Here is a 25,940-nt window from a genome sequence, read left to right as displayed (position 1 = left end):
GTCTGTTGTTGTTCGTTACTCTTTCAACAAAGTACAATTTTACAAGAATCAGCTTAATTTGCTCTTTTTTATTTTAATCTCACTTACCGTTAAATTATCCTGGGGATTAGATATTGTCAATCCACTATCTTCCCCATAAAGTATCTTTAATCGTTTATTTACATTTCTTATTCCTATATGAGAATGATTTTTAATATTTCCCATATCGTTAAGAAGACTGTCTATCTGTTTCCTGTCATGCTCACTTATATTTCCATTATTTTCAACAACAATATATAAGTAATCCTCTTTTTCATATATTTTTAGCTTTCCAATTCTGTTGCCATAAATATCACCACCATGTTCCACCATATTTTCAACTAAAGGCTGAACAATTAATCTTGGAATGTTTATATTAAATAATGTCTCATCCACCTCTTTTTTAAACTGAAACTTACTTCCAAATCGCTGAACAATAATATACAAATATGCATTAACATAATCCATCTCTTTTTTTATTGAAATGAAGGACTCATTATTTCTGTTCATTGTTGCTTCCATCATAACACTTAACGATTCAATCATTTTACTTACATCGTTGTTGCCGGCTATCCTTGCTTTCCAGTTAATAATTTCCAACGTATTGTTAAGAAAATGGGGATTAATCTGAGACTGCAATGCCTGCATTTTTGCATCCCTTACGGCAATTTCTTCAGCATAAATCCTCTCAAAAGATTGTTCAAGACTTACGGACATATGATTAAAGGTATCAATAAGCGTACCAAATTCATTTTTCTTGTTAAAATCTGATATTTCGTATCCATATTCTCCATTTTCAATTTTTTCAGATGCTTTTACAAGACTTGATATAGGCTTACTTACATTGGTATAAAAATAATAAAATGTTGCAAAGAATAATGGAATCAATAATAAAATAATTATGATATATACATAAACTGCCACGTTATTTTCACTTAACATTCCAACTCTGTCAAGTTTTATTACAAAGGAAAGCCTTTGATTATTAACTGACATTGTGATATATGACATACCTTTATTTTTATTGCATCCATATTTAAGAACTGAATCGGTTATTCCTTCACCGTTCATAACTTTTTCATTGGCAAAATATAATAATTTTTTTCTATCCATTGTGTCTAAGGAGCTGCAATTCTTAATCATATCATTTTCCAGATAAATTAATGAATCCTGCGCCCATACCACATTATCAATACTTTTAAATATGTAACTTTTGTTAATTTCCATTACAAGAATTGCTATTGGCTTATACTGACTATTAACAATGTTTCTAATAAGATATAAGTGATTCGAGATTTCAACAAATTTAGTTCCTGTTCCAAGATTTTTTGCCACACTACTTACAGTTGAAAGTGCATTTGCCATAAATTCATTAATGTTAGCATATGTAGAACCTGCCATATTGCTATATGCATAATACTGATATGGAGTTTTCATATTAAACAATAATATGGTATTTGATATTAAGGCGCTATATTTGTAGGTATTATTCAGATATGACGATATTTCATCATACATCTGGGCATCATTGCCGTTTTTTTTATATGAATTATAACTGTCTCTTATAACTCCATCATAAGAGGCTCTTTTAGACTCTTCAATTGCCGCCATAATATTGGTTCTGCAAATTTCAGCAGCATTCTCCATGGAAGTATTTACAGTATCATTTATCTGCTCGTTAGTTTTGGTTTCTGCCACATAAAAAAGAACAATAGCCAAAGCAAGACACGGTATAAACCAACACATTAAAATAACCCTTATCATTCCCCTTGTTAAATCAGATTGTTTAAACTGATTTACATTAAATGAAGCCTTGATATTGTTGAATTTTGTTGACATCTTTCCGTTTTTTCCTGCCTTGTCCATTGTCCTAATAATTCTCCTTAACGTCTATTTATTATTTCAGGCCAAGGAATTTTTCAAATATTTCACATACTTTAATCGCATCATCCTTCTCAGGCATTTCACAGAAAATTCTAATAAGAGGTTCTGTACCCGAGAATCTTCCAATTACCCAGCCACCATTCTTAAAGTATACCTTGCATCCATCCATATAGGATACATGATCTATTTCATATGGCAATTCCGGTAACTTCTTTTCAATCATTAAAAGTTCATGAATTTCTTCTTTCTTTTGAGGACTAAACTTGTAATCTCTCTCTTCCATGTAGATACTTCCGCATTCTGCTTCAATATCCTTATAGATTTCTGAAATTTTTCTTCCGGTTACAGCAATCATCTCAATAAGAAGCATTGCAGCATATATACCGTCTTTTCCATTTATATGTCCTCTAACCGTCAGACCACCGGATGACTCACCACCAATTACAGCATTAACTTCTGTCATTTTTGCTGAAATATACTTAAAACCAACCGGCACTTCATAACATTCCTCGCCAAATTTCTTTGCAACCTTGTCAAGCATATGGGTTGTAGCTACATTTCTAACTACAGCTCCATGCCATCCCTTGTATTTTACCAGATAATAATATAATAACACAAGTATATCATTTGGATGCAAAAATCTTCCTGTATCATCTATAACACCTATCCTATCGGCATCACCATCTGTAGCTATACCAATATCAAAGTTATAATCCATAACTCTTGTTATCAGACCTCTTAATGTTGATGCCGTAGGTGATGGGAGTTTTCCGCCAAAAAGTGTATCATGTCTGTCATGAATTGTTTCTACATCACACCTTGCCGTAAGAAGTAATGTCTTAAGAGGTATTTCAGATACCCCATACATTGGATCAAGAGCCACTCTTAATCCTGCTTCCTTGATTTTTTTCATATCCACAGCTGCAATGATGTTATCTAAATATTCATTTAAAGGATATACTTCCTTTATAAGTCCTTCCTTTTTTGCTTCCTCATAATTCATTTCCTTAATATCATCCGGATTAATTTTTGAAGCATAATCCTCTATTTCTTTTGTCTGATGCTCATCTGCATCTCTACCACCATATGTAAATACCTTTACACCATTGTAAATTGCAGGGTTATGACTTGCAGTAACCATCATTCCGTAAGGCAATTCATGCTTTTCTACATAAAACATAAGAAGAGGTGTTGGTGCTGATTTATTTACAAGTAAAGTTTCAATACCTTCAGCTGCAAATACCTGTCCCATCCACTGCATTGCTTCCTTTGACAAAAACCTTTTGTCATAACCAATTATAATTCCTTTATCTGTCTTATTTTCAGCCTTCATTTTGTTGCACATAGCCTTTGCTAATAACTGAATGTTAGATTTGATAAATTCATCACCAATAACTGCTCTCCATCCACCGGTTCCAAACTTAATCATAGTTTCCTTCCTTTCTTATAACTTTTATCCTAAAACCACTTCTATTTCATTTACGGTTCCTTCCGGTAATACCCTTATTTCAGGAACAATTTCACCATTTACCTTTATTCCCTTAACTCCTTTCATAACAGCATCAGGATTAAGTACTGTGATATTATAAGTAGCTCCTCTCCATTTTCTTACTGCAGAAAATTGCTTCCAGTCTGCCGGTATACATGGATTGATTTCCAGTTTGTCAAAATCAGGTCTGATACCCAGCATATATCTTGTTGCCGAGAAATATGACCATCCACCGGAACCCGTCATAAACGGATGTCTTGCACGGCCAAAGGCTGTGTGATCCTTCCCCATAATAAACTGACAGTAGGAATAAGGCTCTGATTCCCTGATTTCAATCATATCATTCTGGTTATACGGACAAAGTGAATTGTAATATTCCATTGCACGGTCACCACGTCCCAGGACACATTCAGCAGCCCATGCCCATGGATTTGGATGAGAGAATATAGAACCATTCTCCTTTACTCCCGGATATACTCGTGTAACAAATCCAATGTCATCATCCGGAACTGTATATGATGGTGCGTTAAGCATAATTCCGTATTTTGTTGCAAGGTACTTGTGAACACTGTCCATTGCCTTTATGCCCCGTTCATAATCAGAAGCTCCTGATAAAACTGCCCAGGCATTACTTTCCAAATGAACCTTTCCTTCCACATCATTCTTTGTTCCGATTTTCTTAAGATTCTTTGTTATTCCTCTTATATACCAGTCTCCGTCCCAAAGCTGTGTTTCGCATACTTTTTTAACCTTACATGCCATGGCTGTATACTTTTCTACGTCATCATCTCTTCCTAAATACCCTGCCAACTCTAAAAAGCTGTTAATTGCCCAATAATGAAGGAATGAAACCATTGCACTTTCTCCACCGCCTAAATTAAGGCAGTCATTCCAGTCAGCCCTAAGACCCTTACACACACCGGTCTTTCCTACTTCTCTGTCAGAAAAATCAAGTATACTCTTCATATGGTCATATACACGGTCTCTTCCTTTATCTGCATAATCAACTTCCCTGTCAGCAAAGGCTAAATCTCCTGTTTCCTTTATGTATTCAACTATAGATGGTATCAACCATAATGCATCATCTGAACATGCATCTTCTATACCGTGAATAATGTCTTTTTTATTAATTCCCGGAATAACCGTTGGTGATTTGAAAGGCTTTTTCTTTTCCTCTTTCTTTTCAAACCATTCCGGGGAGAATAAATGTAATCCATAGCCCTCTGATACCAGTCCGTTTAGAAGCTGTAGAATTCTTTCTTTACATTTTTCCGGATTTGAATGAGGAATAGTCATGGAATCCTGTGCCGTATCCCTGTATCCTAATCCCGTTCTTCCGCCTAACTCAATAAAGGAAGCAAATCTTGAAAACATAATGTTAACTTCAGACTGATATAAATTCCAGATATTAATCATGGTATTCATGCCTTCGTTTGGTGTATTAATCTGAAGACGGGACATTTTATCTGCCCAATATTCTTCTAACTGCTTATATGAATTATCCACATTTTCAAAGTTAGAATATTTTTCCCTTATTTCTTTTCCTTTTTCTCTATTACCTTCTCCCAGCATAAATACTAAACGTATTTCTTCGCCCGGCTCAAGAATGATATTTTTTTGTAACGAACCGCAATGATTGTTTCCCTTTTCAAAAGAGCCACTGCATTTTCCATTAACAACTGCTATAGGATTGTCTTCTGTATGATACAAACCGATGAATTTATCCCTTAAACAATCAAATCCATCCGGCTCAAAATTTGATGTGAAATACTGATACCCAAACTCTTCATAGAACAAATCATGCTCTATAACTCCATCCTCGTAGGATGAACCTGCGCAATACAAACTCATTTGGAAATTCTGATTATCAATCATAATATGATGGAATGAAAATTCACAGTATGAAAAAATGCTTAGGTTTCTTGGCTTATCATCAGTATTTTTTATTACAACATCCCATAATTCTACATCATCATCCATGGGAACCGTCATTCTCTGACTTGCTTTTATTTTGTCGTAAAGACACTCATATATGGAATAAGAAAGTCCGTGACGGCATTTGTACTGTGCCTTATCAAGAGGCTTCCCTACCGGCTGCCATGAAATACTAAAATAGTCTCCATTGTCATTATCCCTTATATATACATAATGTCCCGGTCTGTCCATTGGAACTGCATTTCCCCTAAATCTTGTAACTCTGTGATATTCCGGTGATTTATAAAACATATATCCACCTGCCGTATGATTTATAACGACACATGTATCCTTTACTCCGAGATAATTAGTCCATGATGCAGGTAGTGCTACATTATCTATAACATACTCTTTTTTCTCATTGTCAAAATGTCCGTATCTCATATACTCCTCCATTTTTCTTGTAAGATTTCCTTTTCACTGTTCATTATAAACATGAATAGAAATAAAAAGAATGACTGGGGTTGTTTATTACTTTTCTAAATTTGGCGAATTAATACCTTTTTACATATAAAATTTTTAAGATGTAATTGAAAACTTTGCAATATAAAAAGAGACACCATTATTGAGGTGTCCCTTTTGTAATTTAAACTACATATACATTTTGTTAAAGTTTGTTAATCTTAAATGCTTCCCATGCTCCTGCAACAGTATCACTTATAGCATATAACTTACCACCATCATTTAGATTAGCCTGAACATACTTACCGTTAGCTATGGAATATAATGCATATTCACCATCGGATATTTTTTCAATAATGAACTTTTCCCACGTTCCTATACTATCACTTCTTGGTAATAACTGACATTTCTCATCAATTACGGCACACACATATTTTCCATTAGAAACTGATCTTAAGGATACTGTTCCGTCGTCATTTGTAACTATTTGGAATGATTCCCATGCTCCACCACATGATGAACGGTTAGCTACAATAGTATCACTACCTCCGTTTTCAGCACAAACAACTTTTCCATTGGCAATTGATGTAATATATGTATCTGCGTTATTAAAATTAACTCTGTCAACTTTTTCAATAATTATAGATGATGTTTTGTCGTTAAAGTCTCCCAGTCCTGATGCATCCTGTAAAAGCGTTTTAGCCCCTCCTGAAAATCCTGCATCATTATATAATATTACTCTATATCCGTCAGGAACTTTAACTGATGAAATCTGGTCGTTTTTAATTCCCGCTGCAACCATGGCACTATAATCATATTTTCCCTCGCCTAATGAAACTGACCATCCACCATAATCTGAATGCTCACAGAAAGTTGCCTTTGCATTAGATGACACATTGGAAGTTGAATCTCCTACCTTTTCAATTACAAATGCTTCCCATGCTCCTGCTATTGAGTCACTTCCTGCAATTAATTTTCCACCATTATTTAAGTCTGACTTAACGTATTTGCCATTTTCAGCACTTCTAATTCCATATTCTCCGTCTTTAATTTTGTATATTTGGAATTTTTCCCATGTACTTGGGCTGTCACTTCTTGAAGTGAGCTGGTTTTCTTCATCTAAAACAGCACATGCATATTTGTTATTTGCTTCAGCTTTAATATTAACTGTTCCATCACCATTATTCTCAATAAAGAATGTTTCCCATGCTCCGCTGTAACTATCCCTGTTAGCCATAAGCGGGTCACTTCCACCATTTTCTGCAACAACATACTTTTCATTTGCTATTGATTTGATACTATATTTGCCATTTGAAAGGTTGGCAGTAGAATATGATGATGTATTAGAACTTCCGATTTTTTCTATTTTGATAGACGAAGTCTTATCATTTAAATCATCACCTACATATGATGCATCTGATGTAAAATCTTTACTGGAACCCTTAAAATCAGCATCATTATATAGGGTAACTTTATAACCTGATGGAACTTTTAAAGATGAAATTGCATCATTTTTAATTCCAGCAGCTAAAATATCACTGTAATTATATGAACCTACACCTAAGGACACTGACCAGCCTCCATAGTTTGAATGTTCATAGAAAAATGCTTTTGCATCCGAGGATGTTGAATCTCCTACTTTTTCAATTACAAATGCTTCCCATGCCCCTGCTATTGAATCACTTCCTGCAACTAATTTTCCACCATTATCTAAATCCGCCTTAACGTATTTGCCGTTTTCAGCACTTCTAATTCCATATTCGCCATCTTTAATTTTGTATATTTGGAATTTTTCCCATGTACTTGGGCTGTCGCTTCTTGGAGTAAGCTGGTTTTCTTCATCTAAAACAGCACATACATATTTGTTATTAGCCTCCGCTTTAATATTAACTGTTCCATCACTATTATTTTCAATAAAGAATGTTTCCCATGCTCCACTATAACTGTCTCTGTTAGCCATAAGTGGGTCGCTTCCACCATTTTCCGCAACAACATACTTTTCATTTGCTATTGATTTAATGCTATATTTACCATCAGACAACTTTATTGCTGCATAAGATGTTGAACTTGAATTATTAATTTTTTCAATTTTAATTGATGATGTTTTGTCATTTAAATCATCACCCACATATGATGCATCTGAGGTAAATTCCTTTTTGTCACCTTTAAAATCTGCATCATTATATATTGTTACCTTATATCCCGACGATACTCTAATAGATGAAATTGCATCATTCTTAATTCCGGCTGATATTATGTCACTATAATTATGTGAGCCTTCACCTAATGATACAGACCAGCCTCCATAATTTGAATGTTCATAAAATGTTGCAACACCTGATGTGTTACTGCCTGATGAATTATTATCTGATGAACTGCTTCCACCTGTAGATGAAACCTTACCCGGTAAATATTCCTTCACAACATTATATATCATATTGTTTTTCCATACTGATGATGTTCCTACAGCTGACCATTTATTTTTAATGGTATCTGCTGAATCATTATATATATCAACTGATTGCGGACTATGATTATAAATACCCCACGAACTGTTTCCGGTAACCTTGTAAGACCATGTTGTCCAATGCCATCCCTGGCTGTTAAATGTAGACATAGCAGTCTTCCAACCCTGTTCCTGTTCAAAACACGTAAATTCTCCTACAAAAGTCGGTACACCATAATTGTGACTTGAAATATCAGAAACTTTTCCTGAAAAATACGATTGCTGGGCGGAACTGCTGTTTTGTGCATTCCATGGATAATAATGGTATTCATATGCAACATTTGTCCATCCGTACTGTGATGGTCTCGGAAGATTATCTGCATCCCAACATGATTCCATTATAATAATATGATCTGAATCTTTTGAACGTATTGCGTTATATATCTCATTGTAAAAGTCCCACTGAAGACTATATGTTGCAGCCGCTTTGATTCCCGGTTCATTTAAAATATCATAAGCTGCTACAGCAGGATTTCCCTTAAAATGTTCAGCTATGCTTTTCCACAAATTCAATGTTTTATTTTTATTGCTTTGATTGTAATATAACTGCGTACCATCATTTACCTCACCGGAATGATCCATACCATTTTGCGAACCAAATGCTCCGTGCATATCCAGTATTACATACATTCCTCTTGAACTACAGTTACTTACAAACCAATCCAATCTATCAAAGGCATTAGACTTTAAATTACCATTATCATCACATAAATTCATATATGTAAAAGGTAGTCTGATAACACTCATACCCATTTCAGCACAATTATCAAAATCCTGTGTTGTCCAGTAATTGTCTTCATATGTTGCTACCAGTTCATCTCTCTTTGAAGAACCAAATCTGTTAGCTAAAGTGTCCATCATTGTTCTTTGATCTGATGCATTAGTGGGATTCATCCAGTTTTCCTGAACAAGCCATCCACCTGCGTTGGTTCCACGCAAATATACAACATCGCCACTTCCCTTTGATTTTCTTATTTGCGTTCCGTTTACCTTTAAAAAATCATTTAATCCAAGGGCTGATGCTGCCTTCACCTGTGTAATGTTTGCAATATTTCCCGTAGCTACCAGTCCTAGTGTCATTGTCAAAGCAAGAGCTGCACTGACAAATTTTCTTCCCATTCTTTTTAAACGTCTCATAAATTACTCCTTGTAAAATCTGTTACATTAATTTTACAACTAAGGATTATCCCTAACAACGGTTCATATTTTAGATGAAACGATTTTATTTTATGAGTACACTAAAAAATACATACCTAAATTTTAGATTACATCGAATTAATTTTATTGAAGTCAATACTTTATAAAATAAAATTCTGTAGACTTCTCGTAGACTTTTACGCGGTATTGACTTGTAGGCACAAAAAAGAGACTCCTGTCAAAATCTACAAGAGTCTCTAAATTCCTTATAAAATCAAAGTTTTAATTAAAATTTGCCTTCATCAGCAGCCTGCTGTACGGAAACAGCAACAGCAACTGTAGCACCAACCATTGGGTTGTTACCCATTCCGATAAGTCCCATCATTTCAACGTGAGCCGGAACTGATGAAGAACCTGCGAACTGAGCATCTGAATGCATACGTCCTAATGTATCTGTCATACCATATGAAGCAGGACCTGCAGCCATGTTATCCGGATGAAGTGTACGTCCTGTACCACCACCTGATGCTACTGAGAAGTACTTCTTACCCTGTTCGATACATTCTTTCTTGTATGTACCTGCTACAGGATGCTGGAATCTTGTTGGGTTAGTTGAGTTACCTGTAATAGAAACACCAACATTTTCATGATGCATAATTGCAACACCTTCCTGAACATCATCAGCACCATAACATTTAACTGTTGCACGAAGACCTGTTGAATATGGCTTTTCGTATACAATGTTTAATTTTGCTTCTTTATAATCATACTTTGTTTCAACATATGTGAAACCGTTAATTCTTGAAATAATCTGTGCAGCATCTTTTCCAAGACCATTTAAAATAACTCTTAAAGGTTTCTGACGTACTTTGTTAGCCTTTTCAGCGATACCAATAGCACCTTCAGCTGCAGCGAATGATTCGTGTCCTGCAAGGAATGCGAAACATTCTGTTTCTTCTTCAAGTAACATCTTTCCTAAGTTACCATGTCCTAAACCAACTTTTCTATGGTCAGCAACAGAACCCGGAATACAGAAAGCCTGAAGACCTTCACCGATTGCAGCAGCAGCGTCAGCAGCTCTTCTACAACCTTTCTTAATAGCAATAGCTGCACCTACTGTGTAAGCCCAGCATGCATTTTCAAAACAAATTGGCTGAATTTTCTTAACCTGATCATAAACATCTAATCCAGCGTCCTTTGTAATCTTTTCAGCTTCTTCAATAGAAGCAATACCATAACTATTTAAAACAGAATTAATCTTGTCAATTCTTCTTTCATATGATTCAAATAATGCCATTGTTGTTACCTCCTATTCCTTTCTTGGGTCGATAATCTTAACAGCGTCATCAACACGACCGTACTGACCTTTTGATTTTTCCCAAGCTGTTGTAGGATCATCACCTTTTTTGATAAAGTCTGTCATCTTTCCTAAGTTAACAAACTGGTAACCAATAACTTCATTATCAGCATCAAGAGCGATACCTGTTACATAGCCTTCAGCCATTTCAAGATATCTAACACCTTTTGCCTTTGTGGCATACATAGTACCTACCTGTGAACGAAGACCTTTTCCTAAATCTTCAAGTCCGGCACCTACTACAAGACCGTCATCTGAGAAAGCACTCTGTGTTCTACCATATACAATCTGTAAGAATAATTCTCTCATAGCTGTGTTGATAGCATCACAAACTAAGTCAGTATTTAAAGCTTCAAGAATTGTTTTTCCCTGAAGAACTTCAGCTGCCATAGCTGCTGAATGTGTCATACCTGAACATCCGATTGTTTCGATTAATGCTTCTTCAATGATACCTTCTTTAACATTTAATGTAAGCTTACAAGCACCCTGCTGTGGAGCACACCAGCCAACACCATGTGTAAAACCTGAAATATCTTTGATTTCTTTTGAGTAAACCCATTTTCCTTCTTCAGGAATTGGAGCCGGCTCATGTTTTGCGCCCTTAGCTACAGGACACATCATTTCAACTTCTTTTGAATAAATCATTTGAATAAATACTCCTTTCGAAATATGTGATAAAATCGTGGGTCAAAGCTGTCTAATGCCCACACCACTACATATTTTCTCATAAAATGACAAAATAGTCTATACTTTTAATGATTTTTTATCAAAATAATTTCCTATTATTTCTGAGTTTCTCTTGTTTCTTCCAATTTGTATCCCCACAAAGCCTTAATTTGAGTTGCCAATCTGTCATATGTCCATTGTTTTTTGCTTCTGGTAACACAATTTGGATCATTTATTTTTAAACCATTATCGTCATAACCATATATAACTATAAAATGACCACTTAAGGTAAAGTCTCCGGGACCCATTGCACATATAATCAGTACACCGTTATCTAATTCACTTTCAATACGTTCCTTAGATAATCCCACCTCATGTATGTTTATTCCATATTCTGCCGGAAAAGTTGTCATTAGCTTCCAAGCTGTTCCGATTCCCTCTACATAATATCCGTTTTCTTCACTATATTTCGCCGCTGTAACCGGTGTTACCTTATCATTTCTTGTTAAACTATACACCACCATTGAAACACAGGTTGGTCCACAGCCTGCCAATCCTATATTAGAATCACCGTAGGTCTTATATCCCCACCTTTTATCCCATTGGATAAGTAGTGGAACTTCAGCAGCCCTTTCATTTTTTGACAACTTGGGCTTGCCCTCTGATTCGTAATCAAAATAGTTCGCTATAAATTCCGCCATTTCAGGATTATTTGCCACTTTTTCCAGCAAATCAGTATCATAATTGTCACGATTTTCATATAAATACTTAATATTCTCGTCACTGTCTGAATATTGTTTTAAAAATTTTAATATTTGTGTTCTTGTATATTCCTTTGGAGCACTAATCTTATATTTCTTTTTTGTTTTACTTTTCTTTTCTGCTGTAGTCTCCTCTTTCTTTTCAGTTTCAACCTGTTTAGTAGCGTTTTCTTTAGACTTATGACTTTCATTCTGTTTTGCAATATTTTGAACAATTCCCACTAACAATACAATGCTGATTATTATTCCGCTTATTGTTATGGCAATTTGAATTTTTCTAAGTTTTTTCTGCTCTCTTCTGTAATCTGACTGTTTCATTGTAAATCTCCTGTAAGTTTGATAAAACAGTTATAGTAATTCTGTGTATATTTTTTGTATCAACTATTGCATTTTTTAATCTTAAACATAAAAAGAGTTATTGCTTTAAAAATCAAATTTAATAAATAAAGCAATAACTCATAATTATTACATATTATTTTGCTGTAATATATCCCTTTGCAACTAAAAGTTCTGCTGATAATACAGCTCCTCCTGCGGCACCTCTAAGAGTATTATGTGATAATCCCACAAACTTGTAATCGTATACACTGTCTTCTCTTAAACGTCCTACTGAAATTCCCATTCCATGCTCAAAATTAACGTCTAAAGCTACCTGCGGTCTGTTATCATCCTCTAAGTACTGAATAAACTGCTTTGGTGCACTAGGAAGTTCTAACTTCTGCGGCTCTCCACTAAAGTTTACCATAGCCTCAATTAATTCTTCCTTTGAAGGCTTTTTAGCAAACTTAACAAATACAGCTGCCGTATGTCCGTCTAAAACAGGTACTCTGATACACTGTGTTGTAATAACCGGTGATGTAGCCTTAACAATCTCTCCATCAACAATCTTACCCCAAAGTCTAAGTGGCTCCTGCTCTGATTTTTCTTCTTCACCACCAATGTATGGAATAATGTTTCCAACCATTTCAGGCCAGTCCTTAAATGTTTTGCCGGCGCCTGAAATAGCCTGATATGTTGTAGCTACAACCTCTGTAGGCTCAAATTTCTTCCATGCTGTAAGAACAGGTGCATAACTTTGTATTGAACAGTTAGGTTTAACTGCAACAAATCCTTTTGTTGTGCCAAGTCTCTTCTTCTGGAATTCTATTACTTCATAATGTTCAGGATTAATTTCAGGAACTACCATTGGTACATCAGATGTCCATCTGTGAGCACTGTTGTTTGATACAACAGGTGTTTCTGTTTTTGCATAATCCTCTTCAATTTTCTTGATTTCTTCCTTTGTCATGTCAACAGCACTGAAAACGAAGTCAACTGTTGAAGCAACTGCCTCTACTTCATTAACATTGTGTACAATCATCTTTTTTACACTTTCAGGCATTGGAACTGACATTTTCCATCTGTCTCCAACAGCCTCTTCATATGTCTTTCCTGCTGAACGTGGGCTTGCAGCCAATGTTGTAACTTCAAACCATGGATGATTATCAAGCAATGTGATAAATCTCTGTCCTACCATACCTGTAGCTCCAAGTACGCCTACTTTTAATTTTTTGTCTAATTTCATAATTTCTCTCCTAAAAAATATATTTTAAATTTTATTTAACAAACTTAATAAAACTCAGACCAGCCATCTCCATTTTTTGAATCAGATTTTTTAGTTTCATCTTCTGTTTTAGAGGTAGTATTCTGCTCATTTTTTTTCTTTGTTTCTTTATTTTCAATGGCTTCATTTGTGAAAATATCATTCATTTCATTGACGTTGCCATTTTTTTTATCATTTTTAGTTTTGCCTGTCTTTTCAGTTGTAGCACTACCAGGCTTTGTTGTTTCCACAACAACGTTTCCCTGTGCATCTGTTACTATTTCTGACAAAGCTTCAACGGTCTGATCCACGTATGTTGTGGTTTCTTTTATTGCAGTTGATGTGGTTATCTTGTTACTGTCACCTTTATCTTTATTTGATTTTTTTATGCCAAATATAACTGCTACAATGGCAATTACAACTATAACCGCTAACACAATTATTACAATCTTCTTATTTTTCATTTACATCTCCACTCTGCGTTGTCTTTTCACGCTGTTCAATTAAATACCTGTTATAATCATCCCGGGATTTTTTCCAGGTATCTGACATACAGTAAATATTAATGTTTACCATCAAGTAACAAAACATCCATATAATAATTAATCCTGTTATGGAAGCGCCTGCCGTTCTCCTTTTAAATAGTGGAATCGAATCCCGATATTTAAAATCTGATAAGAAAATGGCGGGACTAAAAAATAATATGAAAAAGAAAATATATTTTATGACAAACAACACCACATCCATAGGTTCAAAAGTGTAATACTTTATTTCACCGTAGATTCCGGTAATTATATAAAACGTCATAAAACCATAATATAAAATAGCAAGTATCATCTTATATGAAACACCTGAACGGAAACCAAAAAGTTTTATTCTGTCATCTTTTAGGGAATTTTGTCTGTTGTTTCTTCCCTGCCTGTTTCCTCTTGAATAAATATTGTTGTTTTTTGGTACCTTATAAGGTTTGTATGACATATAAAAGCCTCACTATTAATAAAAAATAAAAGCTCCTGGCGTGACTCGAACACGTGACCTGCTCATTACGAGTGAGCTGCTCTACCAACTGAGCTACAGAAGCGTCTAAACAATGATATTATACATAGTTAAAATATAAATGTAAAGTTTAAAATTACATTTACATTACATTTTACCACATTATAATAAGTATTTTTCTTTAACATTCTTGATGTGAAGTATTTTGTCTGCTATAATTTTTTTATGATTAGTTTTAAAGTAAATGATATAAATAATTTTATGCAGCATCTTTTAGTTAAGGAGACTTTTGATAATTATTTATTATGCGAAGGACAAATTGATACTTCTAATTCGTTCTCCCTTAACGGACGGATAAATGCGGCTTTTTATGATTCTGATGAACTTGAAGCAAAAATAAATGACTTTGTATATTGGAAGGATATTAAACATATATGCTTTGAAATCATAAAAGGTAAAAAAGTTCCAACTAAAATGAAGCTGGTATTTTCTCTTGCCAAGGAATATCACGGCAAAATTCTAGACGCCTCCGGTATGGATATGGATTTACACCAAATAGGCGGACTGTACATACATGTTTTATATGAAAATAATACATTAGAAGTTATAACAGGCACTTCCATTAATGTTTTCACCATGGATAAAACATTAGATCATTATTGGGATAAAATGGTTCTTACGTTTTTCAACAATTATTTTTCCTGTGATGAAAACTAATTTTTTCTAAAATGTTAACAAACAGTAAACTTTTAGCACTCGTTTGAAGCGAGTGCTAATTTTGTATTGACTTTTTATTTTTGTGCGTTAAAATTGACTTTATTGAGAAGGATTACCTCTCTTTTTAGATTTGAAATAAAATATTTTTATATAAGGAGTGATTAATAATGGCAAAAACAGGAAGTTTATCTATTAATAGCGAAAACATATTTCCTATTATTAAGAAATGGCTGTACTCTGACCATGACATTTTTTTCAGAGAATTAGTATCAAACGGATGTGATGCGATTACCAAATTAAAGAAATTGGATATGATGGGTGAAACAGAAATCGCTGATGACGAAGAGCTTAAGGTTCAGGTTATTGTAAATCCTAATGAAAAAACCATCACTTTTATTGATAACGGTATCGGTATGACGGAGGATGAAGTTGATGAATATATTAACCAGATTGCCTTTTCAGGTGCTGAAGCTTTCCTTGAACAGTACAAGGACAAAACATCTGATGACCAGATTATAGGACATTTTGGTTTAGGCTTCTACTCTGCTTTTATGGTTGCCGACAGAGTTACAATTGATACATTATCTTACAAGAAGGATGCTAAGGCTGTATTGTGGGATTGTGAAGACGGAACCGAATTTAACATGAGTGAATCTGACAAAACAACCCGTGGCACAAAGATTACTCTTTACTTAAATGAAGACAGTGTAGAATTTGCCAATATGTACAGAGCCCGTGAAGTTTTAGATAAATATTGCTCATTTATGCCTGTGGAAATATTCTTATCTGACGAAACTGCAGAGCCTGAATATGAAACAATTGACGAATCAGAATTAACAGAAAAAGATACTGTTATTGAACATATTGTAGAGCCGGCTAAAACTGAAGAAAAAGAAAAGGAAGACGGTACTAAGGAGACTGTAGAGGTTGAACCTGAAAAGAAAAAAGTTAAGGTTTTGAAGCGTCCGGTAAGTATCAGTGACACTACTCCTCTTTGGACAAAACATCCAAATGAATGTAGTGATGAAGAATATCGTGCATTTTATCATAAGGTTTTCATGGATTATAAGGAACCTTTATTCTGGATTCATTTAAATATGGATTATCCATTTAATTTGAAAGGTATTTTATACTTCCCTAAGATTAATATGGAATACGAATCCATAGAAGGCACTATTAAACTTTACAACAATCAGGTATTTATCGCCGATAATATTAAAGAGGTAATTCCTGAATTTTTAATGCTTTTAAAGGGTGTTATTGATTGTCCTGATCTTCCACTTAACGTTTCACGTTCTGCTTTGCAAAATGATGGTTTCGTTAAAAAGATTTCAGACTACATTACTAAGAAAGTTGCTGATAAATTATCCGGTATGTGTAAAACCGATAAGGAAAATTATGAGAAATACTGGGATGACATTAGTCCCTTCATTAAATACGGCTGCTTAAAAGACGAGAAATTCTGCGAAAAGATGTCTGACTATGTTCTTTTCAAGAACTTAGATAATAAATATCTTACATTTAAGGAATGCCTTGAAGAAAATAAGGAAAATCATGAAAACACTATTTTCTATACAAACGACCCTGTTCAGCAGAGCCAGTATGTAAATATGTTTAAGGCTCAGGGCATCGATGCAGTTATTTTAAAGGACAGCATTGACCAGCCATTTATTACACAGCTTGAATCAAAGAATGAAGGGGTTAAATTTAAACGTATTGATGATGAATTAAACGATTCATTCACGGAAGAATTAAGTGAAGATGAAGAAAAATCATTAAAAGAAAAGTTAAGCGAAACCTTCAAGAAAGCGTTGGGAAGGGAAATTGATATAAAGGTTCAGAAATTAAAGGATGAAAAGGTATCTTCCATGATTACCGTTTCTGAAGAGACACGCCGTATGCAGGATATGATGAAAATGTACGGTATGTCTAATATGGATCCTTCAATGTTTGGCGGAGCCGGTGAAACTCTTACCCTTAATGCTTCTAACAATCTTGTTAAGTATATTTTGGACAATCCGGAAGGTGAAAACACAGAGCTTATTTGCAAACAGCTTTATGATTTAGCATTAATAAGCCATACACCACTTAATCCTGAAAGCATGACAGCCTTCATTGAACGAAGCAATAAAATTCTTGAAATTTTAACTAAATAATTCAAAGAAACTCCGGTTACCTTTTCTTGTGTAATCGGAGTTTTTTCTTTTTATTTAAGTTCCATTGTTCCAAATATTTCTTCTACTGCCAGGTTGTATTTGTACAAATTCTGGCATTTTCTAACTAACTTGGCACACTTATTTTCATCTTCAAAATTCCATGATACATAATTCCAAAATTCCTTCATTTTGAATAAAAGGTGCTTATCAGCTTTCATTATTTTTTCAAAATCCCGGTACAGCCTGTCATGGTACTGTTTTAACATTTCTTTAGTAAGCTTCTCTTGTCCCTTAATTTCATTTACCAACTGTGGATTTGCAATCAGTCCTCTGCCAATCATTACCGCCTCTACATTGTACTTTTTTGCAAAATTTTCATAATCCACAACTGTTCTAATGTCCCCATTATAGCACAAAGGATTCCTGCTCACCTTAAAAGCATAATCAAAAGCATTCATATCCGGCGTATCCCTATACATTTGCTTTCTAGTTCTGGGATGTATGGTAAGTTCACTAATTGGATATTGGTTATAAACCTCCATAATTTCCGAAAATTCTTCAGCATCATTTACTCCTATCCTTGTTTTTACTGAAATATCCAGTCCACTTTCGTCTGAATCCCTCCAGTTAAATATTTCCTCAAAAAACCTGCCCATGGCATCTGTATCCCTAAGGAATCCCGAACCTTTGTTTTTGGCTACTACCGTACCTGAAGGGCAACCAATATTTATATTAATTTCCTTTGTATAACCCATATCCATAATCTGTTTTGTAGCCTTTATAAAATAATCTGCCCGATTAGTTAAAATCTGAGGAACTAGATTTACCTTACCACTATTGTTTTCCGGCAAAATATCCCTTATTTCTTTTCCCTTTAATTTGTCATTTACACAGGGAGAAATAAAGGGAGCATAGTATTTATCCACTCCACCAAACAAATCTGCAAAAACATTTCTATATGTAAATCCCGTTACTCCCTCTAAAGGTGCAAAATAAAATTTCATTTCAACTGACCTTTCATTAGTTTTCTAATTATTTCATTGATTCTTAAGCAAGCTATAGTATATCAAAAGAACATTTGAAAAACCAGTGCTTAAATGATATACTTTTATAGTTGTAGGCTTATTAGGTCTTAAATAAACTAAAAATTACGAAATAGCGAGGTATACATATGAAATTATGGGGCGGTCGTTTTACAAAAGAGGAAAATCAGTTAGTTCATAACTTTAATGAATCTCTCTCTTTTGACCAGAAATTTTATGCACAGGATATACGTGGAAGTATTGCTCATGTTAAAATGCTTGGTAAGCAAAATATTATTTCCACAGATGAAATGAATCAGATTATCAAAGGATTAGAAGGTATTAAGGAAGATATTGATAATGGTACTCTTCAGTTTTCAAAGGAAAGTGAAGATATTCACAGCTTTGTTGAAGCTAATTTAATAGAACGTATTGGCGACGCCGGCAAAAAGCTTCACACAGGAAGAAGCCGTAATGACCAGGTTGCCTTAGATATGAAATTATACACCAGAGATGAAGTGGTTGAAATTAACGGATTACTTAAGACTCTTCTTTCTTCTCTGTTAAATGTTATTGAAAATAACACAGAAACATATATGCCGGGATTTACACATCTTCAAAAGGCACAGCCAATTACTCTTGCCCATCATTTTGGTGCATATTTTGAAATGTTTAAACGTGACCGTGACAGACTTGATGATATTTATAAAAGAATGAATTATTGTCCTCTTGGTTCAGGTGCCCTTGCAGGAACTACCTATCCGTTAGACAGAGAATATACTGCGCAGTTACTTGATTTTGACGGACCGACTTTAAACAGTATGGATTCAGTATCAGACAGGGACTACATCATTGAGCTTCTCAGTGCATTGTCTACTATTATGATGCATTTAAGCCGCTTCTGTGAGGAAATCTGCATTTGGAACTCCAATGAATACAGATTTGTAAACATTGACGATTCCTATAGCACAGGTTCAAGTATTATGCCACAGAAGAAAAATCCTGACATTGCAGAACTTATTCGTGGTAAAACAGGACGTGTATATGGTGCCCTTACTTCTATTCTTACAACAATGAAGGGACTTCCTCTTGCCTATAATAAGGATATGCAGGAAGATAAGGAACTTACCTTTGATGCCATTGATACTGTAAAGGGCTGTATTGTTTTATTTACAGGAATGATTGACACAATGACTTTCAATAAAGATATTATGGAAGCCAGCACCAAACATGGATTTACTAATGCCACAGATGCTGCTGACTACCTTGTAAATCATGGTGTTCCTTTTAGAGATGCCCACGGAATTGTAGGTCAGTTAGTTCTTTTCTGTGAAGAAAAGAAAATTGCCTTAGACGATATGACTTTAGACGAATATAAGGCAATCAGTCCTGTTTTTGAAGATGATATATACAATTCCATCAGCTTAGAGACATGCGTAAACAAGCGAACAACTATCGGTGCTCCGGGACCTGACGCAATGAAAAAGGTAATTAAGGTATATAAAGAATATTTAAACAAATAAATCCGTACACAAAAATCTCCTGTCAGGCTATCCTGTAACAGGAGATTTTTAGTATGTATATTTTTAATCTATATTATTGTTTGATTTGTCCACCTTTTTCTGAATCCAATAAAATATTATGGCAGTCATAATGATTGACCATCCCAGATAAATCCCATTGTTTTCAAAGTGGATGTTCATATATGGAATGTATACTACTTCCCAATCAGTTACCCTTCTGTCAAAGTAATTTGAAACCGAGAAAATGCTTCCAAAAAGTTGAACTGAACCTATTAATAACATCATAAAATTTAATATTTTCCTGTTTTTTACAACCAGTGCCATGACAACAGCAGCTATTAGACCAATCAAAACTGCCATGAAAAAACATTTGTCCCAAATTGCATAATTATCTCCCATAAAATATTTTTCAACATAACTTCTGTCTTTATCTGATATTATGTGTATGCTGTTTTTTAATCTTTCAGCATTATGAAAAATGATACTTGTGGGTATAATATATCCCCATTCCATAACACACACAAACGATACCAGAAACATTCCATTATTTTTAAAAATTTTATCAGTCAGAAAAAATATGAAATAACCTATTACACAACCAAAAATCATAAGAATGGCATTTGGGTTAAGTAAAAACATAATCAATGAACCAAATATTACTCCACAATAACCTGAAAACATTTTTTGTATTGTTACTGTTGAAATTTTGTTCCCCTTTATGCATAAATACAAGCCTCCCAAAATGGATGCCGTTGCTTTAAGTATAAACAACCTCCAAAAAAGAAAAGTTAATATTTCCATAACTCCCTCCATGAATCAATCAAGCCTTAAAAAGGCAATGTTAACCTATATTAATACAAAAAATTATATTTCAAAATTGTATCTTTCTTGTAACATTATCAAATATTTCATACTAAAACAGGCATTACCTTAACGCCAAGGTAACACCTGTTTCTAAATCATATCTATAGTCTAAGTCATTCTAAGGGTTACATATTTTACACGGTTCATACCCCTGTTCTATCACTTCTTCTCTAGAGCCTTTATATTTGCCTTTATTTGCCTCACTCATTTGCTTAACACCTCTACATCCCGGCAAATGGAACTTATGTGTATTCATGTTTAAAATATAATCATACTTTGAATCATCCTGATTCTCATTAGATGTTTGATTTTTTGATGTTCCACCTTTTGAAGTGGTATTTTTACTGTTTCCATTTTGTGCTGTCTTAATTTCCCCTGAGCCACTGCTTTCCCCTGTAGCATAGTTTATTTTTACCTTTGGCTGAACATTATAGCAAAATACGTTAAAACATATTCCGTCTCCATCATCCTCGACAGAATATCCTTCCATTAAGACACCTCTTGCCACCAATTCATTTCCACCAAACACAGGAGTAACCCTATACATTACGTGATTTTTGGTTTCTTTTACATAATCTGCCACCATATTTTCAAAAGGAAGCATACCATCAACATTTAAATATCTGGTTCCCGTAATAAGGTTTCTCTCGTTGGCATTTTCTCCTGATAACTGGTATCCGATTAAATGACATCGGTTGTACAGAGATTTTCCGTCAACAAAATTATATCTAACCGAATGCCAGCCTGTGGGCTTTACCTGACTTATGGAGCCTCTCTTTTCACTAGGCATTAAGTCTGTTCCAACAGATGCCTCAGCCACTCCACATCTTCCCAGATAATCAAGCTTTGAATACTTTTCAAAGGACTTTCCCTTTAATTCATTCTTTTTAAAAAATGGCTCGTTGTTGTTAATTGCAACATATGGTTTGTCTTTATATTTTGGAACACTTTTATAGCTAAATGACGATTTGCTGCTCTTAGTTGTCCTTTTACTACTTTTATTCTTTTTCGACGATGTGTTTTTGCCACTTTTTTTCTTTGGCTTCTTAGAATCACTTTTAGTGGCACTGTTGCTCTTAGTAACTGCCTGAGTTACCTCTGTATTGTCTGAGTAAGTGGATATATCCTGACTACATCCTGAAAACAATAAAGCAATAAGTGTTAAATATACCAGTAAACCTTTAAATTTATTCTTCATTCCTCAAATACACCTCTTTAACTATTTTTTCATGGGAATATCCCTTAAATTCCAAAGTAGACGTTAAATGGTAGCCTTCTAAATTGAGGCAATAATCTGACGGATATACTTTGTCCCATCTGTAAACAATTATTTTCTTTATATTTTCTAACTGAACATCTTCGTTTTCCACAAAACAAAAGTCATTTTCCAAATATTGCCCTTCAAAATCATCAGTTATAACTATGTTTTCACATTCATTTTCAAATAATTTATGAGAATATTCAGTCATTATTAAATTATTGTTTTTAGTAATAAAGGCTATATCCTTAATTACTTCTCTATCCCGGCTTTGTCTTCTGTTATTAAAATACATACCGTTATTTAAATCCAAACATACAATTAAAACCATAGCAAGTGTTTCCTCCTCGTCTACTTATTTGAAATATGCACGTCTAACTGATTATAAGGTATAACAATGTCTTTTTCATCAAGACCTGTTTTGATATGTTCATTTAAATAGTCATATGCCTGCCAGTAATCCTTTGTTTCCACCCATACTCTTGCCTCTAATGCTATGGCACTGTCATCTAATTTGGTAATTGCCACATCATTAGACCTGTCCTTTAGTGTATATGGGCATTTTGATATAATATCCCGTACAACATTTTTAACATTAGCAAGGTCGCTGTCATAGTGAACTGAAAACTTTACGTCTACACGTCTGCCGTCTTCATTGGAATAATTAATAATAGTATTATTTGCCACTTCACCGTTAGGACATTTTATAATTCTGTTGTCATATTTAACCAATGTTGTATATATAATGTCAATTTTCTTAACAATACCTTCTTCACCACATATTTGTACATAATCCCCTATTATAAATGGTTTTGAAACCAAAATAAGTACGCCACCTGCAAAGTTGGCAAGGCTTCCCTGAAGTGCCAGACCTATGGATAATCCACCTGTTCCTAAAAGGGTAATAAAAGATGTTGTCTGGATGCCGATTTCACCACATATAATGATTAAAACCATAACATAACCCACAACTTTTATTATTGAGTCAATAAATTTTACAACTCCCAAATCCACTGTAGACTTAAGAAGTAACTTTTTAACAAATTTCCGGACAAACTTAATTATAATTTTTCCAATTACAAATATTATAATTGCAACTAGTATGCTAAATCCGAAATTAATAAGCTTGTCCACCATGCTATCTGTAAATTTGGCTAATCTGCTTACATCCTGGCTGATTTTTTCAGCATCTAATTCATCTGCCACATTATCGGCTGCTAATAAAAATTCCATAATACTCTCCATAAAATCAATAATGAGGCTATTATACAACAGCCTCATTATATCAGTAAATTATTAAAAATAAATTATTTAACTACTCTTACCTTAATTACACCTTCAACTGCATTTAATTTTTCAATTAAAGCATCTGTTACAGGGTGGTCTAAATCAATAATTGCGTACGCAAAGTCTCCTCTTGACTTATCTACCATATCTGCCACGTTAATGTTTTCACCTGCTACTACAGATGTAAGCTGACCAATCATGTTTGGTACGTTTTTATGACAAATAGTAATTCTGGCTGTCTTATCACATACACCAAGAGTTGCTGCAGGATAGTTTACTGAATTTGTAATATTTCCGTTTTCAACGAAATCCATGATTTCATTTACTGCCATTACAGCGCAGTTGTCTTCTGATTCTTCTGTTGATGCTCCAAGGTGAGGAGTTGCAATTACGCCATCCATATTAGCTGTCTTTGCATTAGGGAAATCTGTAACGTATTTTTTAACCTTACCTGACTTAATTGCCTCAGCCATATCATCATCACATACAAGTAAATCTCTTGCAAAGTTAAGAACAACAACACCATCCTTCATCATGGCAATTGTGTCTTTATTAATCATTTCCTTTGTATCATCAAGAAGAGGTGTGTGAACTGTAATAAAATCACATGTCTTAAAAATTTCTTCTCTTGTATTTACAAGATTAACTGCTCTCTTAAGGCTTAATGCACTTTCAACTGAAAGATAAGGGTCTGTTCCATATACTTCCATTCCCAGTGAAACAGCCATATTTGCTACTAATCTTCCGATTGCTCCAAGACCAATAACACCAAGCTTTTTACCTTTAATTTCATTTCCGGCAAAATTCTTCTTTGCCTTTTCCATTGTCTTGTTAATGTTTTCATCTTCCTTGTTATCGCTTACCCACTTGTTACCTCCGATTATATCTCTTGAAGCAAGAAGCATTCCACAAAGAACTAATTCCTTTACTCCGTTAGCATTTGCTCCAGGTGTGTTAAATACAACAATACCCTTTTCAGCACACTTATCAAGGGGAATGTTATTAACTCCTGCACCTGCTCTTGCTACTGCCATAAGGCTTTCCGGTAAATCTAAATCATGCATTGCCGCACTTCTTACCAAAGCTACATCAGCCTGTGCAAAATCATCTGTCATTTCATAATTATCGCTAAATAAATCTGTTCCTAATTTAGAAATAGGATTTAAACAATTTACTTTTGTCATTTCTCTGCTCCTTATTTTATATTATAATCTGCAGCATAACCTAAAAAGCCATGCTGCAATATATTAAATTACATATTCTCTTTTTCAAATTTATCCATAAATTCTACCAAAGCCTTAACACCTTCAATAGGCATAGCATTATAAATACTTGCTCTCATTCCACCTACAGTTCTATGTCCCTTAAGATTTTCAAGTCCTGCAGCCTTAGCTTCTGCAACAAATTTTGCGTCTAATTCTTCGTTTCCTGTTACAAAAGGAACATTCATTAATGAACGGTCTTTTGGAACTACTGTTCCCTTAAATAACTTGCTGTTATCTAAGAAATCATAAAGAATTTTAGCCTTTTCTTCGTTATGCTTCTTCATTGCTTCAAGACCACCCATTTTCTTAATCCACTTAAATACCTTACCACAGATATAAATTCCATAGCAAGGAGGTGTATTGTAAAGTGAGCCTGCATCTGCCTGTGTCTTCCATGCCAGCATAGTTGGTACAGTACTGTCAACTTCCTCAGGAATTAAATCTTCCCTAATAATTGCAATAACAACACCTGCAGGTCCTACGTTCTTCTGAACACCACCATAAATAACGCCATACTTTGTAACATCAACCGGCTCTGAAAGGAAACATGATGATACATCAGCTACTAATGTATGTCCCTTTGTATTTGGTAATTCATGATATTTTGTACCATAAATTGTATTGTTCTCACAAATATAAACGTAATCTACATCATCATCAATATCCAAGTCACTGCAATCAGGAATATATGAGAATGTCTTATCAGCTGATGAAGCAACTCTCTTTACCTCAAGAAATTTTTCAGCCTCTGCAGCTGCTTTCTTTGCCCACTGACCTGTGATAATATATGCTGCCTTACCATTTTTCTTTAAATTCATAGGAACTGCAGCAAACTGCTGTGAAGCTCCTCCCTGAAGGAATAATACCTTATAGTTATCAGGAATATTCATTAAATCTCTAATATCCTGTTCTGCTTCATCAATAATCTGCTGGAACATTTTTGAACGATGGCTCATTTCCATTACGCTCATTCCACATCCCTTGTAATCAAGCATTTCATCTGCTGCTTCTTTCAATACTTCTTCCGGTAATACTGCCGGACCTGCTGAGAAATTATATACTCTGCTCATTTTTTA

Annotated in this window: 20 protein-coding genes and 1 tRNA gene; 3 read left to right on the top strand and 18 right to left on the bottom strand. The window is 34.4% G+C overall.

Going from position 1 to position 25,940, the window contains the following annotated elements; translation table 11 throughout:
- Positions 1-48: 48 nt before the first annotated feature.
- From DWW68_RS00945 to DWW68_RS00895, 11 genes are all read right to left on the bottom strand, one after another.
- Entirely contained in the window at positions 49-1,884 is a 1,836-nt protein-coding gene (locus tag DWW68_RS00945; RefSeq protein ID WP_021952962.1) for a histidine kinase, read from the bottom strand.
- Positions 1,885-1,915: 31 nt separating this feature from the next.
- Positions 1,916-3,331, bottom strand: coding sequence for a phosphoglucomutase/phosphomannomutase family protein (locus tag DWW68_RS00940; RefSeq protein ID WP_118588551.1), 1,416 nt, complete (start codon positions 3,329-3,331; stop codon positions 1,916-1,918).
- A 24-nt stretch (positions 3,332-3,355) separates the two neighbouring features.
- Entirely contained in the window at positions 3,356-5,749 is a 2,394-nt protein-coding gene (locus tag DWW68_RS00935; RefSeq protein WP_118588550.1) for a N,N'-diacetylchitobiose phosphorylase, read from the bottom strand.
- A gap of 223 nt (positions 5,750-5,972) precedes the next feature.
- The gene (locus DWW68_RS00930) at positions 5,973-9,410 is read right to left on the bottom strand and encodes a cellulase family glycosylhydrolase (RefSeq protein ID WP_118588549.1); all 3,438 of its coding nucleotides are present in this window, start codon (positions 9,408-9,410) and stop codon (positions 5,973-5,975) included.
- 286 nt (positions 9,411-9,696) lie between these two features.
- Positions 9,697-10,707 carry a GGGtGRT protein gene (locus tag DWW68_RS00925; protein WP_118588548.1) on the bottom strand — a complete coding sequence of 337 codons (1,011 nt, stop codon included), beginning with the start codon at positions 10,705-10,707 and terminating at the stop codon, positions 9,697-9,699.
- A 12-nt stretch (positions 10,708-10,719) separates the two neighbouring features.
- Entirely contained in the window at positions 10,720-11,412 is a 693-nt protein-coding gene (locus DWW68_RS00920) for an iron-sulfur cluster assembly scaffold protein (protein WP_021952912.1), read from the bottom strand.
- A 137-nt stretch (positions 11,413-11,549) separates the two neighbouring features.
- Complete coding sequence (locus tag DWW68_RS00915; protein WP_118588547.1) at positions 11,550-12,512, bottom strand: C39 family peptidase; 963 nt, start codon at positions 12,510-12,512, stop codon at positions 11,550-11,552.
- Positions 12,513-12,666: 154 nt separating this feature from the next.
- Positions 12,667-13,758, bottom strand: coding sequence for an aspartate-semialdehyde dehydrogenase (asd, locus tag DWW68_RS00910; protein WP_118588546.1), 1,092 nt, complete (start codon positions 13,756-13,758; stop codon positions 12,667-12,669).
- Between the two features lie 44 nt (positions 13,759-13,802).
- Positions 13,803-14,240, bottom strand: coding sequence for a hypothetical protein (locus tag DWW68_RS00905; RefSeq protein ID WP_118588545.1), 438 nt, complete (start codon positions 14,238-14,240; stop codon positions 13,803-13,805).
- Positions 14,230-14,754: a hypothetical protein gene (locus DWW68_RS00900; protein ID WP_021952908.1), complete on the bottom strand. Its 525-nt coding sequence runs from the start codon at positions 14,752-14,754 to the stop codon at positions 14,230-14,232. The genes DWW68_RS00905 and DWW68_RS00900 overlap by 11 nt, the downstream gene beginning before the upstream one ends.
- A gap of 30 nt (positions 14,755-14,784) precedes the next feature.
- A tRNA-Thr gene (locus DWW68_RS00895) sits at positions 14,785-14,857 on the bottom strand.
- 140 nt (positions 14,858-14,997) lie between these two features.
- Between DWW68_RS00895 and DWW68_RS00890 the strand changes: the two genes are divergently transcribed.
- Both DWW68_RS00890 and htpG read left to right on the top strand, forming a co-directional pair.
- The gene (locus DWW68_RS00890; protein ID WP_118588544.1) at positions 14,998-15,489 is read left to right on the top strand and encodes a DUF5721 family protein; all 492 of its coding nucleotides are present in this window, start codon (positions 14,998-15,000) and stop codon (positions 15,487-15,489) included.
- A gap of 167 nt (positions 15,490-15,656) precedes the next feature.
- Complete coding sequence (htpG, locus tag DWW68_RS00885) at positions 15,657-17,645, top strand: molecular chaperone HtpG (protein WP_021952906.1); 1,989 nt, start codon at positions 15,657-15,659, stop codon at positions 17,643-17,645.
- A gap of 50 nt (positions 17,646-17,695) precedes the next feature.
- On the opposite strand, the gene DWW68_RS00880 is transcribed toward htpG, so the two are convergent.
- Entirely contained in the window at positions 17,696-18,649 is a 954-nt protein-coding gene (locus DWW68_RS00880) for a tRNA-dihydrouridine synthase family protein (protein ID WP_118588543.1), read from the bottom strand.
- Between the two features lie 167 nt (positions 18,650-18,816).
- Between DWW68_RS00880 and argH the strand changes: the two genes are divergently transcribed.
- On the top strand, positions 18,817-20,190 hold the full coding sequence (argH, locus tag DWW68_RS00875) for an argininosuccinate lyase (RefSeq protein WP_118588542.1): 1,374 nt from the start codon (positions 18,817-18,819) through the stop codon (positions 20,188-20,190).
- Positions 20,191-20,253: 63 nt separating this feature from the next.
- On the opposite strand, the gene DWW68_RS00870 is transcribed toward argH, so the two are convergent.
- From DWW68_RS00870 to serC, 6 genes are all read right to left on the bottom strand, one after another.
- Positions 20,254-20,991 (bottom strand): hypothetical protein, encoded by a 738-nt coding sequence (locus DWW68_RS00870; protein ID WP_118588541.1) that lies wholly within the window; start codon positions 20,989-20,991, stop codon positions 20,254-20,256.
- Positions 20,992-21,172: 181 nt separating this feature from the next.
- The gene (locus tag DWW68_RS00865; RefSeq protein WP_118588540.1) at positions 21,173-22,252 is read right to left on the bottom strand and encodes a DNA/RNA non-specific endonuclease; all 1,080 of its coding nucleotides are present in this window, start codon (positions 22,250-22,252) and stop codon (positions 21,173-21,175) included.
- Positions 22,242-22,643: a hypothetical protein gene (locus DWW68_RS00860; RefSeq protein ID WP_021952899.1), complete on the bottom strand. Its 402-nt coding sequence runs from the start codon at positions 22,641-22,643 to the stop codon at positions 22,242-22,244. Before DWW68_RS00860 ends, DWW68_RS00865 begins: the two co-directional genes overlap by 11 nt.
- A 20-nt stretch (positions 22,644-22,663) precedes the next feature.
- Positions 22,664-23,545, bottom strand: coding sequence for a mechanosensitive ion channel domain-containing protein (locus DWW68_RS00855; RefSeq protein ID WP_158576774.1), 882 nt, complete (start codon positions 23,543-23,545; stop codon positions 22,664-22,666).
- 74 nt (positions 23,546-23,619) lie between these two features.
- Positions 23,620-24,783 (bottom strand): phosphoglycerate dehydrogenase, encoded by a 1,164-nt coding sequence (locus DWW68_RS00850; protein WP_118588538.1) that lies wholly within the window; start codon positions 24,781-24,783, stop codon positions 23,620-23,622.
- Between the two features lie 68 nt (positions 24,784-24,851).
- Positions 24,852-25,934: a 3-phosphoserine/phosphohydroxythreonine transaminase gene (serC, locus tag DWW68_RS00845; RefSeq protein ID WP_021952896.1), complete on the bottom strand. Its 1,083-nt coding sequence runs from the start codon at positions 25,932-25,934 to the stop codon at positions 24,852-24,854.
- Positions 25,935-25,940: the final 6 nt, after the last annotated feature.

The organism is Eubacterium sp. AF16-48, from assembly GCF_003479405.1.
GTDB lineage: Bacteria > Bacillota > Clostridia > Lachnospirales > Lachnospiraceae > Eubacterium_G > Eubacterium_G segne.
This window is presented reverse-complemented; position numbering and strand designations above follow the sequence as displayed.

Coding starts and splice junctions, on each gene's coding strand:
- asd (WP_118588546.1), bottom strand. CDS start 13,758: ATGAAATTAGACAAAAAATTAAAAGTAGGCGTACTTGGAGCTACAGGT.
- DWW68_RS00940 (WP_118588551.1), bottom strand. CDS start 3,331: ATGATTAAGTTTGGAACCGGTGGATGGAGAGCAGTTATTGGTGATGAA.
- DWW68_RS00930 (WP_118588549.1), bottom strand. CDS start 9,410: ATGAGACGTTTAAAAAGAATGGGAAGAAAATTTGTCAGTGCAGCTCTT.
- DWW68_RS00850 (WP_118588538.1), bottom strand. CDS start 24,783: ATGACAAAAGTAAATTGTTTAAATCCTATTTCTAAATTAGGAACAGAT.
- serC (WP_021952896.1), bottom strand. CDS start 25,934: ATGAGCAGAGTATATAATTTCTCAGCAGGTCCGGCAGTATTACCGGAA.
- DWW68_RS00905 (WP_118588545.1), bottom strand. CDS start 14,240: ATGAAAAATAAGAAGATTGTAATAATTGTGTTAGCGGTTATAGTTGTA.
- DWW68_RS00915 (WP_118588547.1), bottom strand. CDS start 12,512: ATGAAACAGTCAGATTACAGAAGAGAGCAGAAAAAACTTAGAAAAATT.
- DWW68_RS00880 (WP_118588543.1), bottom strand. CDS start 18,649: ATGAAATTTTATTTTGCACCTTTAGAGGGAGTAACGGGATTTACATAT.
- DWW68_RS00945 (WP_021952962.1), bottom strand. CDS start 1,884: ATGGACAAGGCAGGAAAAAACGGAAAGATGTCAACAAAATTCAACAAT.
- DWW68_RS00855 (WP_158576774.1), bottom strand. CDS start 23,545: ATGGAATTTTTATTAGCAGCCGATAATGTGGCAGATGAATTAGATGCT.
- DWW68_RS00920 (WP_021952912.1), bottom strand. CDS start 11,412: ATGATTTATTCAAAAGAAGTTGAAATGATGTGTCCTGTAGCTAAGGGC.
- DWW68_RS00870 (WP_118588541.1), bottom strand. CDS start 20,991: ATGGAAATATTAACTTTTCTTTTTTGGAGGTTGTTTATACTTAAAGCA.
- DWW68_RS00860 (WP_021952899.1), bottom strand. CDS start 22,643: ATGGTTTTAATTGTATGTTTGGATTTAAATAACGGTATGTATTTTAAT.
- DWW68_RS00865 (WP_118588540.1), bottom strand. CDS start 22,252: ATGAAGAATAAATTTAAAGGTTTACTGGTATATTTAACACTTATTGCT.
- DWW68_RS00890 (WP_118588544.1), top strand. CDS start 14,998: ATGATTAGTTTTAAAGTAAATGATATAAATAATTTTATGCAGCATCTT.
- htpG (WP_021952906.1), top strand. CDS start 15,657: ATGGCAAAAACAGGAAGTTTATCTATTAATAGCGAAAACATATTTCCT.
- argH (WP_118588542.1), top strand. CDS start 18,817: ATGAAATTATGGGGCGGTCGTTTTACAAAAGAGGAAAATCAGTTAGTT.
- DWW68_RS00925 (WP_118588548.1), bottom strand. CDS start 10,707: ATGGCATTATTTGAATCATATGAAAGAAGAATTGACAAGATTAATTCT.
- DWW68_RS00900 (WP_021952908.1), bottom strand. CDS start 14,754: ATGTCATACAAACCTTATAAGGTACCAAAAAACAACAATATTTATTCA.
- DWW68_RS00935 (WP_118588550.1), bottom strand. CDS start 5,749: ATGAGATACGGACATTTTGACAATGAGAAAAAAGAGTATGTTATAGAT.